This window comes from Bradyrhizobium sp. CCBAU 45389 (assembly GCF_028128625.1).
GTDB lineage: Bacteria > Pseudomonadota > Alphaproteobacteria > Rhizobiales > Xanthobacteraceae > Bradyrhizobium > Bradyrhizobium liaoningense_B.
In genome coordinates this window covers 37,346-50,181 of sequence record NZ_LBIY01000005.1, presented here as the reverse complement: position 1 = coordinate 50,181, position 12,836 = coordinate 37,346, and the positions used below count along the sequence as shown (strand labels likewise).

12 protein-coding genes and 1 tRNA gene are annotated in these 12,836 nt (G+C 63.0%); 6 read left to right on the top strand and 7 right to left on the bottom strand.

Going from position 1 to position 12,836, the window contains the following annotated elements:
- The coding region (locus tag XH79_RS04290; RefSeq protein ID WP_271580817.1) for a methyl-accepting chemotaxis protein at positions 1–732 on the top strand (732 nt) is incomplete at its 5' end.
- Between the two features lie 112 nt (positions 733–844).
- Here XH79_RS04290 and XH79_RS04285 read toward each other — a convergent pair.
- On the bottom strand, positions 845–1,228 hold the full coding sequence (locus tag XH79_RS04285) for a DUF3175 domain-containing protein (protein ID WP_271580816.1): 384 nt from the start codon (positions 1,226–1,228) through the stop codon (positions 845–847).
- A 176-nt stretch (positions 1,229–1,404) separates the two neighbouring features.
- Between XH79_RS04285 and XH79_RS04280 the strand changes: the two genes are divergently transcribed.
- From XH79_RS04280 to XH79_RS04270, 3 genes are all read left to right on the top strand, one after another.
- Positions 1,405–2,886: an MFS transporter gene (locus XH79_RS04280; protein WP_271580815.1), complete on the top strand. Its 1,482-nt coding sequence runs from the start codon at positions 1,405–1,407 to the stop codon at positions 2,884–2,886.
- A 4-nt stretch (positions 2,887–2,890) separates the two neighbouring features.
- The gene (gene otsB, locus XH79_RS04275; protein WP_212347301.1) at positions 2,891–3,709 is read left to right on the top strand and encodes a trehalose-phosphatase; all 819 of its coding nucleotides are present in this window, start codon (positions 2,891–2,893) and stop codon (positions 3,707–3,709) included.
- Between the two features lie 240 nt (positions 3,710–3,949).
- The gene (locus tag XH79_RS04270) at positions 3,950–5,413 is read left to right on the top strand and encodes a trehalose-6-phosphate synthase (protein ID WP_271580814.1); all 1,464 of its coding nucleotides are present in this window, start codon (positions 3,950–3,952) and stop codon (positions 5,411–5,413) included.
- Between the two features lie 238 nt (positions 5,414–5,651).
- On the opposite strand, the gene XH79_RS04265 is transcribed toward XH79_RS04270, so the two are convergent.
- Positions 5,652–5,993 (bottom strand): hypothetical protein, encoded by a 342-nt coding sequence (locus tag XH79_RS04265; RefSeq protein ID WP_271580813.1) that lies wholly within the window; start codon positions 5,991–5,993, stop codon positions 5,652–5,654.
- Between the two features lie 196 nt (positions 5,994–6,189).
- Here XH79_RS04265 and XH79_RS04260 point away from each other — a divergent pair.
- Both XH79_RS04260 and atzF read left to right on the top strand, forming a co-directional pair.
- A tRNA-Ser gene (locus XH79_RS04260) sits at positions 6,190–6,279 on the top strand.
- Between the two features lie 194 nt (positions 6,280–6,473).
- A complete protein-coding gene (gene atzF, locus XH79_RS04255) occupies positions 6,474–8,066 on the top strand; it encodes an allophanate hydrolase (RefSeq protein ID WP_271580812.1) in 1,593 nt (530 codons plus the stop codon).
- On the opposite strand, the gene XH79_RS04250 is transcribed toward atzF, so the two are convergent.
- The 5 genes from XH79_RS04250 to XH79_RS04230 all read right to left on the bottom strand — a co-directional run bounded on the left by XH79_RS04250 (position 8,063) and on the right by XH79_RS04230 (position 12,690).
- Entirely contained in the window at positions 8,063–8,788 is a 726-nt protein-coding gene (locus XH79_RS04250) for a Crp/Fnr family transcriptional regulator (protein ID WP_271580811.1), read from the bottom strand. The two genes, atzF and XH79_RS04250, sit on opposite strands and share 4 nt — an antisense overlap.
- Before the next feature lie 67 nt (positions 8,789–8,855).
- A complete protein-coding gene (locus XH79_RS04245; protein WP_212347311.1) occupies positions 8,856–9,731 on the bottom strand; it encodes an ABC transporter ATP-binding protein in 876 nt (291 codons plus the stop codon).
- A complete protein-coding gene (locus XH79_RS04240) occupies positions 9,719–10,498 on the bottom strand; it encodes an ABC transporter permease (RefSeq protein WP_271580810.1) in 780 nt (259 codons plus the stop codon). Before XH79_RS04240 ends, XH79_RS04245 begins: the two co-directional genes overlap by 13 nt.
- The gene (locus tag XH79_RS04235; protein ID WP_271580809.1) at positions 10,495–11,403 is read right to left on the bottom strand and encodes an NrtA/SsuA/CpmA family ABC transporter substrate-binding protein; all 909 of its coding nucleotides are present in this window, start codon (positions 11,401–11,403) and stop codon (positions 10,495–10,497) included. The genes XH79_RS04240 and XH79_RS04235 overlap by 4 nt, the downstream gene beginning before the upstream one ends.
- Before the next feature lie 327 nt (positions 11,404–11,730).
- On the bottom strand, positions 11,731–12,690 hold the full coding sequence (locus tag XH79_RS04230) for a fatty acid desaturase (RefSeq protein ID WP_271580808.1): 960 nt from the start codon (positions 12,688–12,690) through the stop codon (positions 11,731–11,733).
- Positions 12,691–12,836: the final 146 nt, after the last annotated feature.

Here is a 12,836-nt window from a genome sequence, read left to right as displayed (position 1 = left end):
ACCGCCGAAACCACGCAGACCCTCTCGAGCCAGGTCGCCGGCGTCTCCGAGCAGGCCTCCTCCAACATGCAGTCGGTCGCGACCGCGACCGAAGAGCTCTCGGCCTCGGTCGAGGAGATCGGCCGCCAGGTGCGCGATTCCAGCCGGATCGCGGAAGCTGCCGTGGTGCAGGCGAAGGAGACCGACGGCCGCATCGGCAAGCTGTCGCATGCCGCCCAGCAGATCGGCGAGGTGGTCAAGCTGATCACGGCGATCGCCGAGCAGACCAATCTTCTCGCGCTCAACGCCACCATCGAGGCCGCGCGTGCCGGCGACGCCGGCCGCGGCTTTGCGGTGGTTGCGAGCGAGGTGAAGTCGCTGGCGAGCCAGACCGCCAAGGCCACCGACGAGATCTCCTCGCACATCGCGGGCATGCAGGGCGCTACGGCCGAATCGGTCGCCGCGATCAAGGAGATCGGCGCCACCATCGGCCAGATCTCGTCGATCTCGACCTCGATCGCGAGCGCCGTCGAGCAGCAGGGCGCGGCCACGCAAGAGATCGCCCGCAGCGTCCAGACCGTCGCGCAGGGCACCCAGACCGCGGCCACCGACATCGGCCAGGTCAACCGCGGCGCCGCCGAGACCGGCTCGGCCTCTGAGGAGGTTCTGAACTCGGCCAAGTCGCTCTCATCCGAAAGCACTCGCCTGCGCGCCGAGCTCGACCGCTTCATGGGCAATATCCGCGCGGCGTAGAGACGGCAGAAGGAATTCGTAGGGTGGATTAGCGAAGCGTAATCCACCACCTTGATTTCACTGCCGCGAGTAAAGCGGTGGGTTACGGCTTCGCCTAACCCACCCTACAATCTCACTCCCTCCCGAACGCCCGCTTCAGCTCCACCTTCGCCTTTTCCAGCCGCGTGCGCTGGATCTTCGGCAGCGTCTTGCCGGCGCGGTTGATGTAGAAGGTCAGCATCGACAGCGCCGAGCGGTATGCGCCGGTCTTGCGGCGTGAGCTGTGCTCGGCCGATCGCTTCAGCGACGCCGCGATCTTCTTCGGGCTGGTCAGCTTGAACACGCCTTGCTTGAGATCGAGCGCGTCGCTCTCCCTCGTCACGCGCTGCGACCAGCGCTTCGGCGTCGCGCGCTTCGTGCCCCTGCGCGTGGTACGACGCCTCGCGCTGGCCTTTCGGCGCGCAGTCTTGTGCGTGCCGCTCTTTCGAGAATGTGTCGTCTTTCTGACATGAGCCATGCGTCAACTCCTTGCGGCTCCGTCGCAAACAGGCGGCAAGTGGGACTGTTCCTGTGGGAACCTGACATCGCCGCAAACGTTGTCGCAGCAGGCGGAATGCCGCACCCCCGATGATCGGATCGCCCCGTCCAGTCATGTGAACCGGGGCCGCTTCCTTTGTCAGATCCAACAACCCGATGGAATTGCAGCAAACCCCAACGCTGAACTACGGACCTGCCGTCCCTGCGGCGATCGCTTCCGATCGCATCGTCGAAACCAGCATTCCCTCGCGTCTCGACGCGCTGCCGTGGAGCGGCTTTCACACCCGCGTCGTGCTGGCGCTCGGCATCACCTGGATCCTGGATGGGCTTGAGGTCACGCTTGCCGGCGCGCTCTCCGGCGCGCTCAAGCAAAGTCCTACGCTGCAGTTCTCCAACCTCGATCTCGGCATCGCCAACTCCGCCTACCTCGCCGGCGCCGTGCTCGGAGCGCTCGGCTTCGGTTGGCTCACCGACCGCATCGGCCGCAAGAAGCTGTTCTTCATCACGCTCGCGCTCTATCTCTCGGCGACCGCCGCGACCGCGTTGTCCTGGGATATCGCGAGCTACGCGCTGTTTCGCTTCCTCACCGGCGCCGGCATCGGCGGCGAATACACTGCGATCAATTCCACCATCCAGGAACTGGTGCCGGCGCGCTATCGCGGCTGGACCGATCTCGTCATCAACGGCAGCTTCTGGATCGGCGCTGCGATGGGGGCTGTGGCGGCCATCGTCTTGCTCGATCCTGCATTGATGGGCCCTGATCTCGGTTGGCGCCTCGCCTATCTCATCGGCGCCGCTATCGGCCTCGTCGTGCTCTTGATGCGGATGTGGATTCCGGAGAGCCCGCGCTGGCTGATGATCCACGGCCGGCCGGACCAGGCCCACGCGATCGTCGACGACATCGAGCGCTCGGTGATCGGGCATGACCAGGATTCCGGACGCTTCACGAAGATCCGGCTGAAGATGCGCGATCACACGCCGATCCGCGAGGTCGTGCATACGCTGTTTTCCACCTATCGCCAGCGCGCGCTGGTCGGCCTCGTGCTGATGAGCGCGCAGGCGTTCTTCTACAACGCCATCTTCTTCACCTTCGCGCTGGTGCTGACCGATTTCTACGGCATCAGCGCCGATCATGTCGGCTGGTACCTGCTGCCCTTTGCCGCCGGTAATTTCCTCGGCCCGCTGCTGCTCGGCCGCCTGTTCGACACGCTCGGACGGCGCACCATGATCATGTTCACCTACGGCATCTCCGGGCTGCTGCTGGCGCTCTCGGGCTATCTGTTCACGATCGGCGCGCTCAGTGCGCAAGGACAGACCATCGCCTGGATGGTGATCTTCTTCTTTGCTTCGCCCGCCGCCAGCGCGGCCTATCTCACCGTCAGCGAGACCTTCCCGCTCGAGGTGCGCGCACTGGCGATCGCGGTGTTCTATGCGGTCGGCACCGGCATCGGCGGCGTGATCGGACCGGCATTGTTCGGCGTGCTGATCGATACGGGATCACGCACCAGCGTGTTCGCCGGCTATCTGCTGGGGGCCTTCCTGATGATCGCGGCCGCGATCGTGGCGTGGCGCTATGCCGTCTCCGCGGAACGAAAATCGCTCGAACAAATCGCGCGGCCGCTCGCCTTTATGGAGTAGACTGATGAAATCGGAACTTGCGGATATGGCATTGGACGAGAAGCGCACCATGCTCGACGACGACGCGCCCGATGTGGTGCCGGTGCCGCATGCGCTCGTCCCGCATCTCGACGAGACCGCGATCCTGCTCGACATCGACGGCACGCTGCTCGACCTGATGCCGACGCCGCGCGAGGTGTGGGTGCCGCCGGGCCTGTCGGAGACGCTCAACCGGCTGACAGAGCGCACCTCCGGAGCGCTGGCGCTGGTCAGCGGCCGCTCGCTCAACGACATCGACCTGATCTTCGCGCCCGACGTCTTCCGCGCGGTTGCAGGTCACGGCGCGGAGATGCGGCTGTCGGTGGACAGTGAAGCGGACGACGTGCACGCGCCACCGCTGGACAAGGAGCTGAAGCGGCGGCTTGCTGCGATCGCCAAGCTTTCGCCCGGCATTCTGCTCGAGGACAAGGGCTATTCGCTGGCGCTGCATTACCGCCTCGCGCCGCATGCGGAGAAGGCGATCTACGAATCCGTTTCGCTGATCCGCGCCGACCTGCCCAGCGCGCCCATCGAGGTGCTGCCGGGCAAGTTCGTCTGCGAGATCAAGCATTCGGGCTTCACCAAGGCGAGCGGCGTGCGCGAATTGATGAAACATGAACCTTTCAGGGGGCGCCGCCCGCTGTTCATCGGCGACGACGTCACGGATGAGACGGTGTTCGCGATCATGCCCGACATGGACGGGCTCGCCTTCTCGGTCGGCCGCCGCGCCATGGGCGTGAACGGACACTTTGATGCGCCCGCCGATGTGCGCATGTTCCTCGCGCGCTTGCTCGATCCAAGGTGAAACGAAGGCAGCGCCACGTCACAGACACAATGCTATCGGCAAGGCGTCATTGCGAGCCGCAATGCGTGCTGTGCGATGCGACCGCAAATGCTGTCTTTGCAGTGAAATTTCCGGGTTCCGCAGGCGAATCCAGTTCCAACGCGCATGCCCGATTTTGGTTTCAATCCGAAGAAATCATGACAGGAACCATATTGATGAACGGCAGTTAAACGGGGTGGAATGAACAGGAGGGGACGACCTGTGAACTTGGTTGTCGTTTCAAATCGCGTCGCCCGCGGCAAGCCCAACGAGCCCATGACGGGCGGCCTTGCTGCGGCATTGCTTCCCGTCGTCGAGCATTCTGGTGCCATCTGGGTGGGTTCCTCGGGCCGCGTGCGTGACGGCCACCAGAAGGAACCGTTTGCCGAGATCGAAGCACTGGGTTCGGGCGCGATCGCAACGCTGGATCTGCCGGCGGCGCATTACGGCGGCTATTACGAAGGTTTCGCCAATTCGGCGTTGTGGCCGGCCCTGCATTCGCGCAGCGATCTGATTCGCGTCTCGCGCGAGGATTATGTCAGCTATCGCGAGGTCAACGCCTTCATGGCGCGCGCCTTGATGCGCTTCCGCAAGGCCCGGACCGCGTTCTGGGTGCAGGACTACCATTTCCTGGCGCTCGGCGCGGAGCTGCGCGAACTCGGCGTCGACGATCCGATCGGCTTCTTCCTGCATACGCCCTGGCCGGTGGCCGCGGTGATGCAGGGCGTACCCAATCATCGTGAGCTGATCACGGCGATGCTGGCCTACGATCTGCTCGGCTTCCAGACCGAGGAGGACCGGCAGAATTTTCTCAGTTATGTCGGCGGCGAGCTTGGTCTCACCGTCGAAGACGGTGTCGTGATCTCGCAGCATGGTCGCACGCGCTGCGAAGTCTTCCCCATCGGTATCGATGCGGAAAAATTCGCAGCCTATGCGGCGAAGTCGGCATCGCATCCCGATGTGTCGCGACTGCGCCGCAGCCTCAATGGCGAGCGGCTCGCGATCGGCGTCGACCGGCTCGACTATTCCAAGGGTCTCGTCAACCGCATCAGCGCGTTCGACCGGCTCTGGACCGATCAGCCGCAGTTTTTGCGCAGCATCTCGCTGCTTCAGATCGCCAATCCCTCGCGCGGCGCGATCGAGGCCTATGGTAATCTCCAGAACGAGGTCGCGCGCCTCGTCACCGACGTCAACGGCCGCCACGGCGAGGTCGACTGGACGCCGATCCGCTATCTGAACAAGGGCTTCAGCCAGGCCGTGCTCGCGGGCCTCTACCGAACCGCGCAGGTCGGCGTGGTGACGCCGCTGCATGACGGCATGAATCTCGTCGCCAAGGAATATGTCGCCGCGCAAAACCCGTCCGATCCCGGCGTGCTGGTGCTGTCGAAATTCGCGGGTGCCGCCAACGAGCTCGACGCGGCGCTGCAGGTCAATCCGCACGACATCGACGGCATGGCGCGCGCGATCGCGATCGCGGCTGCGATGCCGCTCACCGAGCGCAAGTTGCGCTGGGACGCGATGATGAAGAAGCTGCGCGGCCACACCATCCAGCAATGGTCCACCGATTTCGTCGCTGAACTGGAAAAGTGCCGCACGCAGAAAGCCGCCGTCGCTCCGCTCGCCGCCCAGCCGCCGCAAGCGCTGCGCTGGCTGAAGTCGGCGATATCGGGTGTGCGGTTGATTTAGGATTCTCGAAACTTGCTCGATCCTACCCTCTCCCCTTGCGGGAGAGGGTGGCTCGCCGCGCTAGCGGCGAGACGGGTGAGGGGTCTTTCTCCACGCGTAACCCTCTAGCATTGAGTTTGCGGACAGAGACCCCTCATCCGGCGCCATAGCCGAAGCTTTCGCTTCGGCGTTCCTGAGAACGGCGGCCGAAGGCCGCCTATGCCACCTTCTCCCGCAAGGAGAGAAGGAAGAGCGCGCCTCAATAGCAATACGACACGCCGTCCAGGATCGCGCACTGCCGCTTGTTCGGCGCGTTGGGATCGTCCAGCGGCACCATGCCCTTGCCCTGGCCGACGAACACGCCGGGTCCGACATGGATCGAGCTCTTGTTGCCGATGATGACGCTCTGATGCGGCGTCGAGCTCGAGCGCGTCCCGTCCGGCCAGAGGATGGCATCGCCCGACAGCACCCCGCGCCGCCCGTCGTCGCAGCTGACATCGACGCCTTGCCGGGTGCAGACCTGGGCCAGCGCCGGCACGGCAAAGGTGGAGCCGAGGGCAGAAATCAGGCTCAGTGCGGCGATGGTGTTGCGGATGGTCATGGCGTCCCCGGTCGTGTTTGGTTGCCTCAGGTGAATCGTCGCGCCAAACCCGCCTCCGGTTCAGCCCACAAGGGGTTCCAAAGCCCCCGCAGACGCCTGATATTATTGTTTAAATACAACATCTTACGGAAAATTCACCCGATTTCCCCGCGATCCCTTGCAAAATCACCGGCGCCCCTTCAAGAGAGGGCGCTCCGGAGAGATGGCCGAGTGGCTTAAGGCGCACGCTTGGAAAGCGTGTGTGCGGGAAACCGTACCGTGGGTTCGAATCCCACTCTCTCCGCCACTTGCGCGATTTTGCACGCCAGACTGCGATTCAGGATACTTGAACCGCGCAGTTCCTCGCGCTCCCCGATGAGACCGGCAGTCGAAGGATCAGCTGCGCAACCCGATCTGATTGGTGGGTTCAATTCGCGGATGGGATTTGAACTTGTGACCTTCAGATAGAAAGTCTGAACGTCGCGCCTCATCCGCACCAGTTTGCACAGCAACAGCCCGACGACCGTTGCGAACGCGATCAAACCCGAACGAAAACGCAGCAAAAAAACAACGCGCGCGATCGATGTGCTGCCGTTCACCACGGTTTGGTTGCAGGTTCGGCTCCTGCCGGTGCGGCAGAGGCACTTAGTTGCTTTCCCTGCTGGGCAGCGGCTTCATATTTGTGCGGTCATGCCCTCAGGAGTTTATTCCGTGCCGCAAGCGATCTTATCCGCGCAGAGCCGACCTCTACGTTCGCCTGCCGAGTTGGCCTCCATCATCAGAACCGCCTATGAGCGCATCGCACGGGACCGGCACCGCAACTGCTGGATCTATGTGCGGCCCCTGGAAGAAGCGCTGGCCGAGGCCGATGCCCTTGTGCGGCGAGCGGAGCAGGGTGAAGTCCTGCCGCTCCTTGGCGTGCCATTCGGCGTCAAGGACAATATCGACGTCGAGGGCATGCCAACGACGGCAGCCTGTCTGTCATTCGAATATGTGGCTGCGCAATCGGCCAGATGCGTCGAGAGTTTGACGGCCGCAGGTGCGATCTGTCTTGGCAAGACCAACCTGGATCAGTTCGCAACCGGACTGTCCGGCACACGATCTCCCTATGGCGCCTGTTCCAGCGCAGCCAACGATCTGTATGTCTCCGGCGGTTCGAGTTCTGGTTCGGCTGCTGCCGTAGCATCCGGCCATGTTGCCTTCGCTCTCGGCACGGATACCGGCGGCTCGGGCCGGATTCCCGCAGGCTTCAATGGTATCATCGGGATCAAGCCAACCGTCGGCCTCGTCTCATCCCGGGGGCTTGTGCCGAACTGTCCGACGCTCGATTGTCCCTCGATTTTCTGCAATTCCATTGCCGAGGGTCGAATTCTGCTCGGGTTGATCGAAGGATTCGACGACAGCGATCCTTATAGCCGCCAACGGATTGCCTCGTCCTCCCCATCTCCTCGCAAATTCCGGTTCGGTCAGGTCTCCGTCGGTCATCTGAATTCATTCGGCATGCCGGAATGCAATGACCTTTACAGGCAGGCCTGCACGAGGCTTTCGGGACTGGGAGGCCAAGCCAGGCAAATTGACTTCACGCCCTTCGCCGAAGCCGGTGAAATGCTGTTCTCAGGGCCCTGGATTGCCGAACGTCATGCGGCGATCAGCAATCTCCTGGACATCGATCATGGAGACCTGCTTGACGTCATCCGCAACGTGCTGAGCGCAGCTGCCCGGTTTTCCGCAACAGATGCGTTCGCCGCGCAACATCGACTTTTGAAGCTGCGCCGCCAGATCCAATCGCTTTTCGAGGAGATCGATGTCCTGGTGGTCCCGACCGCGCCACGCCCCTTCACGATCTCGGAGATGATGGAAGATCCCATCACGCTCAACAACCGCCTCGGTTACTACTCCTATTTTGCCAACCTCGTGGACTTGTGCGCGGTGGCCGTTCCCAACGCAACGCTCGGCAACGGCATGCCGATGGGCATCACTTTGCTGGCGCCTGCGTGGCGTGATCATGCCCTTCTCGACCTTGCCGAGCGATGGCTGCCCGATGCGAAGGCCGGACTGTTCGATCTAAAAGTATATCCGAAGGCCGCGTCCTAGACGACTTCGAGATCGAGAGCGCGTAGATTGAGGATCACAATCAGACCCCGGTGATAACGGATGACGCCCCTTGCCTGCATGCGGGAAAGCTGCACCGTCACCCATTGGCGGGTTGAGCCGATCAGATTGGCGAGATCACCATGCGTGAAGGGGATCCCGATCACGATCTCGCGGCCCTGCTGCGAACCGTAGATCTTCGAGAGGAAGACCAACAGACGATGCAACCGCTCGGTCACCGAGCGGGTCCCCAGCATCTGCGCCATGGCCGAGTAGCACCGTGCCTTGAAGGCGAGCGCATCCAGCAGCGCGACCGCGATACTTGCCGATTGAAGCGCCAGCGCGCGCAGGGCCGGGCCGGGTAAGAACGTCACCTGGCTCCGCTCCACTGCAACCGAAGACCATACGTGGGCACCAGTACCGAACAGATCCGGGCCGCCGACGAAATTGCCGGCGAACCAGTAGGCCAGCGTCACCTCGCGTCCGGAAGGAGCCGCGTAGTAGCTGCGAATACGTCCCCCTTCGATCAGATAAATGCCGTTCTGCAGATCGCCCTGACGCCAGACATGCTTGCCTGCCTGCAGGACCTCCTCGCGGCCGATGGCGAGGACACGACGCCGGTCAGCCTCACACAACGGATCCAACAAGCTGGGCAGCGACCCGACCAGAGCATCCGATCCCGCCAGCATGATGCCGGCCGTATTCCCGAGACTTGCCGCCGACATCCGCTCGCTCCCTTGCCGCCGCAAGGGAAAATCATTCAAGAGCCATGCCAGACCTGTCGGCAGGCGCCTACGTCCTGACTTCCATTTGCTCGAAGGCCCTGCGGCCTTCCGAGCGGATCAGGTCAAGGCAATCCCGCTTGAGGGCGAGATAGGCAGCCTCCGCAACGATGGCGCTGGAGCGCGGTCGCGGCAGGCTCACCTGAAGATCCCTCAGGATGCGGCCTGGTCCCGCGCTCATGATCAGCACGCGGTCAGAGAGAAGGATCGCTTCATCGATGTCGTGTGTGACGAAGACGATCGTTGCGTTGATCCGCTCGCGGAGCTCGAGCAGATTGTCCTGCATGACCGCCCGGGTCTGCGCATCCAGCGCTCCGAATGGCTCGTCCATCAACAGCACGCGCGGCTGATTGGCGAGGGCACGGGCAATCGCAACCCGCTGCTGCATGCCTCCCGATAGCGTGTGCGGATATGCCGACGCAAACCTGGTCAGCCCGATCATCTCGATGAGGTCATCGGCAATCCGCAGCGCCTCCGCTTTCGGCTTGCCGAGGGCGCGCGGCCCGTGGGCGATGTTCCGGCGCACCGATTTCCACGGAAACAGATGGGGCTGCTGGAAGACCATCCCGATCTCGGGCCGTGGCGCGCGCATTGCTTCGCCGGCTATGAGCACCTGGCCTTCGAACGGCCGCTCGAGGCCGGCCATCGCATTCAGGAGCGTGGACTTGCCGCAGCCGGATGGACCGACGATCGAGACGAATTCTCCCTGGGCTACCGCCAGGGATACGCGATCGACCGCGACGACCTGTCCGCTCGGCGCATCGAAGACGATGCTCAAATCCTCAACCCGGATGATCGCCTGACGCGCCGGGGCGGACGGCGGGGACGTATCCACGAGCCTGAGCGGCTGGTCTGGACGAAGCAGGCTCGGGGTCATCGCCACCACACGGCACGTTCGGCAAGAATCGCGAAGGAACGGTCGGCGACGAAGGAAAGCAGCCCGAGAGCCGCCAACCCGCCCATGACCTGACCCGTTTGCATGTTCTGTTGCGCAATTTCGATACGGTAGACGATACCGGCGAACGCTCCCGCCAACTCGGCGGCGACCAGCGTGTAGAAGGAGATGCTCACCGCGGTCCGAAGACCGACCGTGATATAGGGCAGCGCGCCAAGAAGGACGATCTCCCACAGCATCTGCGGCTGCGGCGTGCCGAGCATCTGGGCGGCACGGATAAGTCCGCGGTCGACTTTCTGCACCCCGATGTGGGTCGCAAGCCATACCGTGAAGAACACGCCCCAAACGACCAGGAAAAGCTTGCCCGTCTCCGAGAGGCCAAACCAAAGGATGACGATCGGCACGAAGGCTATGGGAGGAATTGGACGAAGGATGTGAAACAAGGGTGAAAGCAAGCTGGACACCAGCCGGAACCGGCCAGTCAGGACGCCGAGCACGATGCCGCCCGCGGCCCCGATCGCAAATCCCGCGGCCACGCGCGAGAGGCTCGCCATCAGGTCGCCCAAAAACTGTCCGCTGCGGATCCATTCGAGAACGGCGACAGCGACGGTCGATGGCGGCGGAAACAGCACGGCGTTCACGATGCCGGAGCGCGCAACCAGTTCCCACACGCCTGTGAAGGCGGGCACGGAGAGGACGGCGACCAGTACGCTCAGCCGTGCGGTCGCGCTCGCACGGCTGCGTCCCCCGATGCTCACGGGCGCGCCTCCAGCGTGACGCGAGCCGGGTCGAGCGCCTTCAGCGGCGCCGTCACCAGGACTTTCGTGAAATCGGGCATGCTCGCTCCAGGGGGATGATTGCCGGTCTCGAGCCGCCAGGCGGCGTGGGTTTTCAGGGTCGTGAGAATCCTGTCGTCGAGACGCACATGGTAGACATAGTCCGGCCAGATCGAAGCCAATTCGTCGCGTTTCATACCGGTCGCTGCGGCGATGACGTCGATCGCATCATCCGGATTCGCCTTGAGCCAGCCCTCGGCTTCGATGAGGGACGCCAGGAACTTGCTGACGATCGCCGGGTTGGCCGCGAGATAAGACTGCGTCACGACAATATTGAAGGTCTCCGAGTAGAGACCTTTGGTATCAAGCGGGATCGCGCCTTCGCCAAGAGCCTTCTTCGCATTCGCGACGTGCGGCTCCCAGGTATCGAACGCGTCGATGCTGCCAGCCGCCATGGCGGGGAGCATCTCCTGAGGTCGCAGGTTGACGAGCGTCACGTCCTTCGAAGTCAGGCCCGCCGCTTTCAACAGAACCGAGGTGTAAACTTCGCTGCCGGTTCCGGCCGTAAAGGCGATCCGCTTTCCACGCAGATCGGCCTTCGTCTTGATCCCGGCAGAAGCTGCGGTCATGGTCTTGAGATCCGAATATTCCATCCCCGCCACGAAGGCGATCGGCTGTTGCGCCATCGCGGCCGCCGTGACCGGCGCCTCGGCGGTTGTAGCGATATCCGCCCCTCCCCCAAGCACCGTATCGAGGCACTGCTTCCCGCTGGTGAAATTGGAGACCGAGATGTCGAGCCCCTGCCTGGCGAAAATACCCTTCGCATTGGCGACAATCGCCAGTCCCGAGATCGGCCCGAGATTCTGGGCGAGCCGCGCCTTCAGCAATTCTCCGGCAGTCGCGCGCTGAGGCGTCGTAAACAGGATGGACGCAGTAAGCACGAACACGGCAGAGCGAAGAGCGGTTGTTGATCGCATGCCAAACCCCTGTGATGCCGGCGACCGGAGTGATCGACCGTGACACGAGGGTCGTCTCAAGACGGGAGATCGTGAAGCAATTAATCGACAAGGCCCGACGCTGTCCAATTTCTGCGCAAGCAGACCAGCTTCCGACTGTGACTGGGGCAATAAATTCATCAAGCTGCTCGCACCTTGGGCGCATCGTAGCCTACGGCAACGGCACTCTGCTGGCTTTCATCAAGCCCTGATCCCGATTCAATCAGAACCGATCGGGCTTTCGATGCCGTTGCGTGCGCGGCGAAACCAGGCCCACGTCTGCCGTGTCACTGCGATGTAGCCCGGGCCCCGGTAGACGATCTGATCGGCGACGATCTGGTTCAGTTTCGGCAGCGCATGGAACGGAATCGAAGGATAGGCATGGTGTTCGACATGATAGGGCATGTTCCATGCAAACCAGCGCACGAACATGGCGGTATAGGTGGTGCGGGTATTCTGGAAGGCGCTGCGCGTGCGATCGCAACCGGTGTGTTCGGCAAGGAGATACGGACGCAGAAACAATTGACCGACGATCACGGGGACGACCCAGACCCACAACAGGATCAAGGTGTGCAGCGCGATCGATGCCAGCAGCAGCGCGACGTAGCCTGCCAGATGGAGGCGCGCTTCCGTCACGACAATGTGGCGCTTGCTTTCCGGAATCCAGGGCGACGTGGCGTTTCCGGTCAACGCATGGCGAAGCATCAGCCGCACCCGGAAGGCAACCTGCCGCAAGCCGCTGTAGACGATCACCAGCTGCGCGTCCGAGGTCGGGATCGGGACCGACAGCAGTTCCGGATCCCTCATTGGATCCTGCGTATAGCGATGATGATCCCAGTGGAACAGGCAGTAATATTCGTAAGGCAAGCCGACCGCGAACGAAGAGAGTTGACCGAAGGTGAGATTAAGCGCGCGGCTGCGAAACGCCGTCTTGTGTGCGGTCTCGTGGACCACCATGAACAGGAATGCGACAAAGTAACCTTGGACGACAACCAGCGGCAACGCCCAGACGATCCCGTATCGCGACGAGACCAGCCAGATCAGCGCGCCCACAACGACGATGACGCCGTAGTGGCTGGCCGCGCGGACCAGGCCTTGCCAATCGGACCGCACCGACAACTCGCGCAGCATGGCCGGAGTCAGCGGCTTCTCTCCGGTGGCAGTGATGGCATTGCTCATGATCGTCGTCGCCTCGTTGCGGGATCACGCACTTGACCGTGCTCGTGCGGACGCTGGAATTCGTCAAGCACGGACCGATCTTAGGAGGCGACGCCGCAAATGCAGAAGCAATTAATTTCACGGGCGTCGGCGGCCGGCGTCCCGAG

Excerpts from the sequence above, each read along its gene's own strand:
- XH79_RS04265 (WP_271580813.1), bottom strand. The coding sequence starts at position 5,993 with ATGACCATCCGCAACACCATCGCCGCACTGAGCCTGATTTCTGCCCTC.
- XH79_RS04280 (WP_271580815.1), top strand. The coding sequence starts at position 1,405 with ATGGAATTGCAGCAAACCCCAACGCTGAACTACGGACCTGCCGTCCCT.
- XH79_RS04285 (WP_271580816.1), bottom strand. The coding sequence starts at position 1,228 with ATGGCTCATGTCAGAAAGACGACACATTCTCGAAAGAGCGGCACGCAC.
- XH79_RS04230 (WP_271580808.1), bottom strand. The coding sequence starts at position 12,690 with ATGAGCAATGCCATCACTGCCACCGGAGAGAAGCCGCTGACTCCGGCC.
- XH79_RS04250 (WP_271580811.1), bottom strand. The coding sequence starts at position 8,788 with ATGTCGGCGGCAAGTCTCGGGAATACGGCCGGCATCATGCTGGCGGGA.
- otsB (WP_212347301.1), top strand. The coding sequence starts at position 2,891 with ATGAAATCGGAACTTGCGGATATGGCATTGGACGAGAAGCGCACCATG.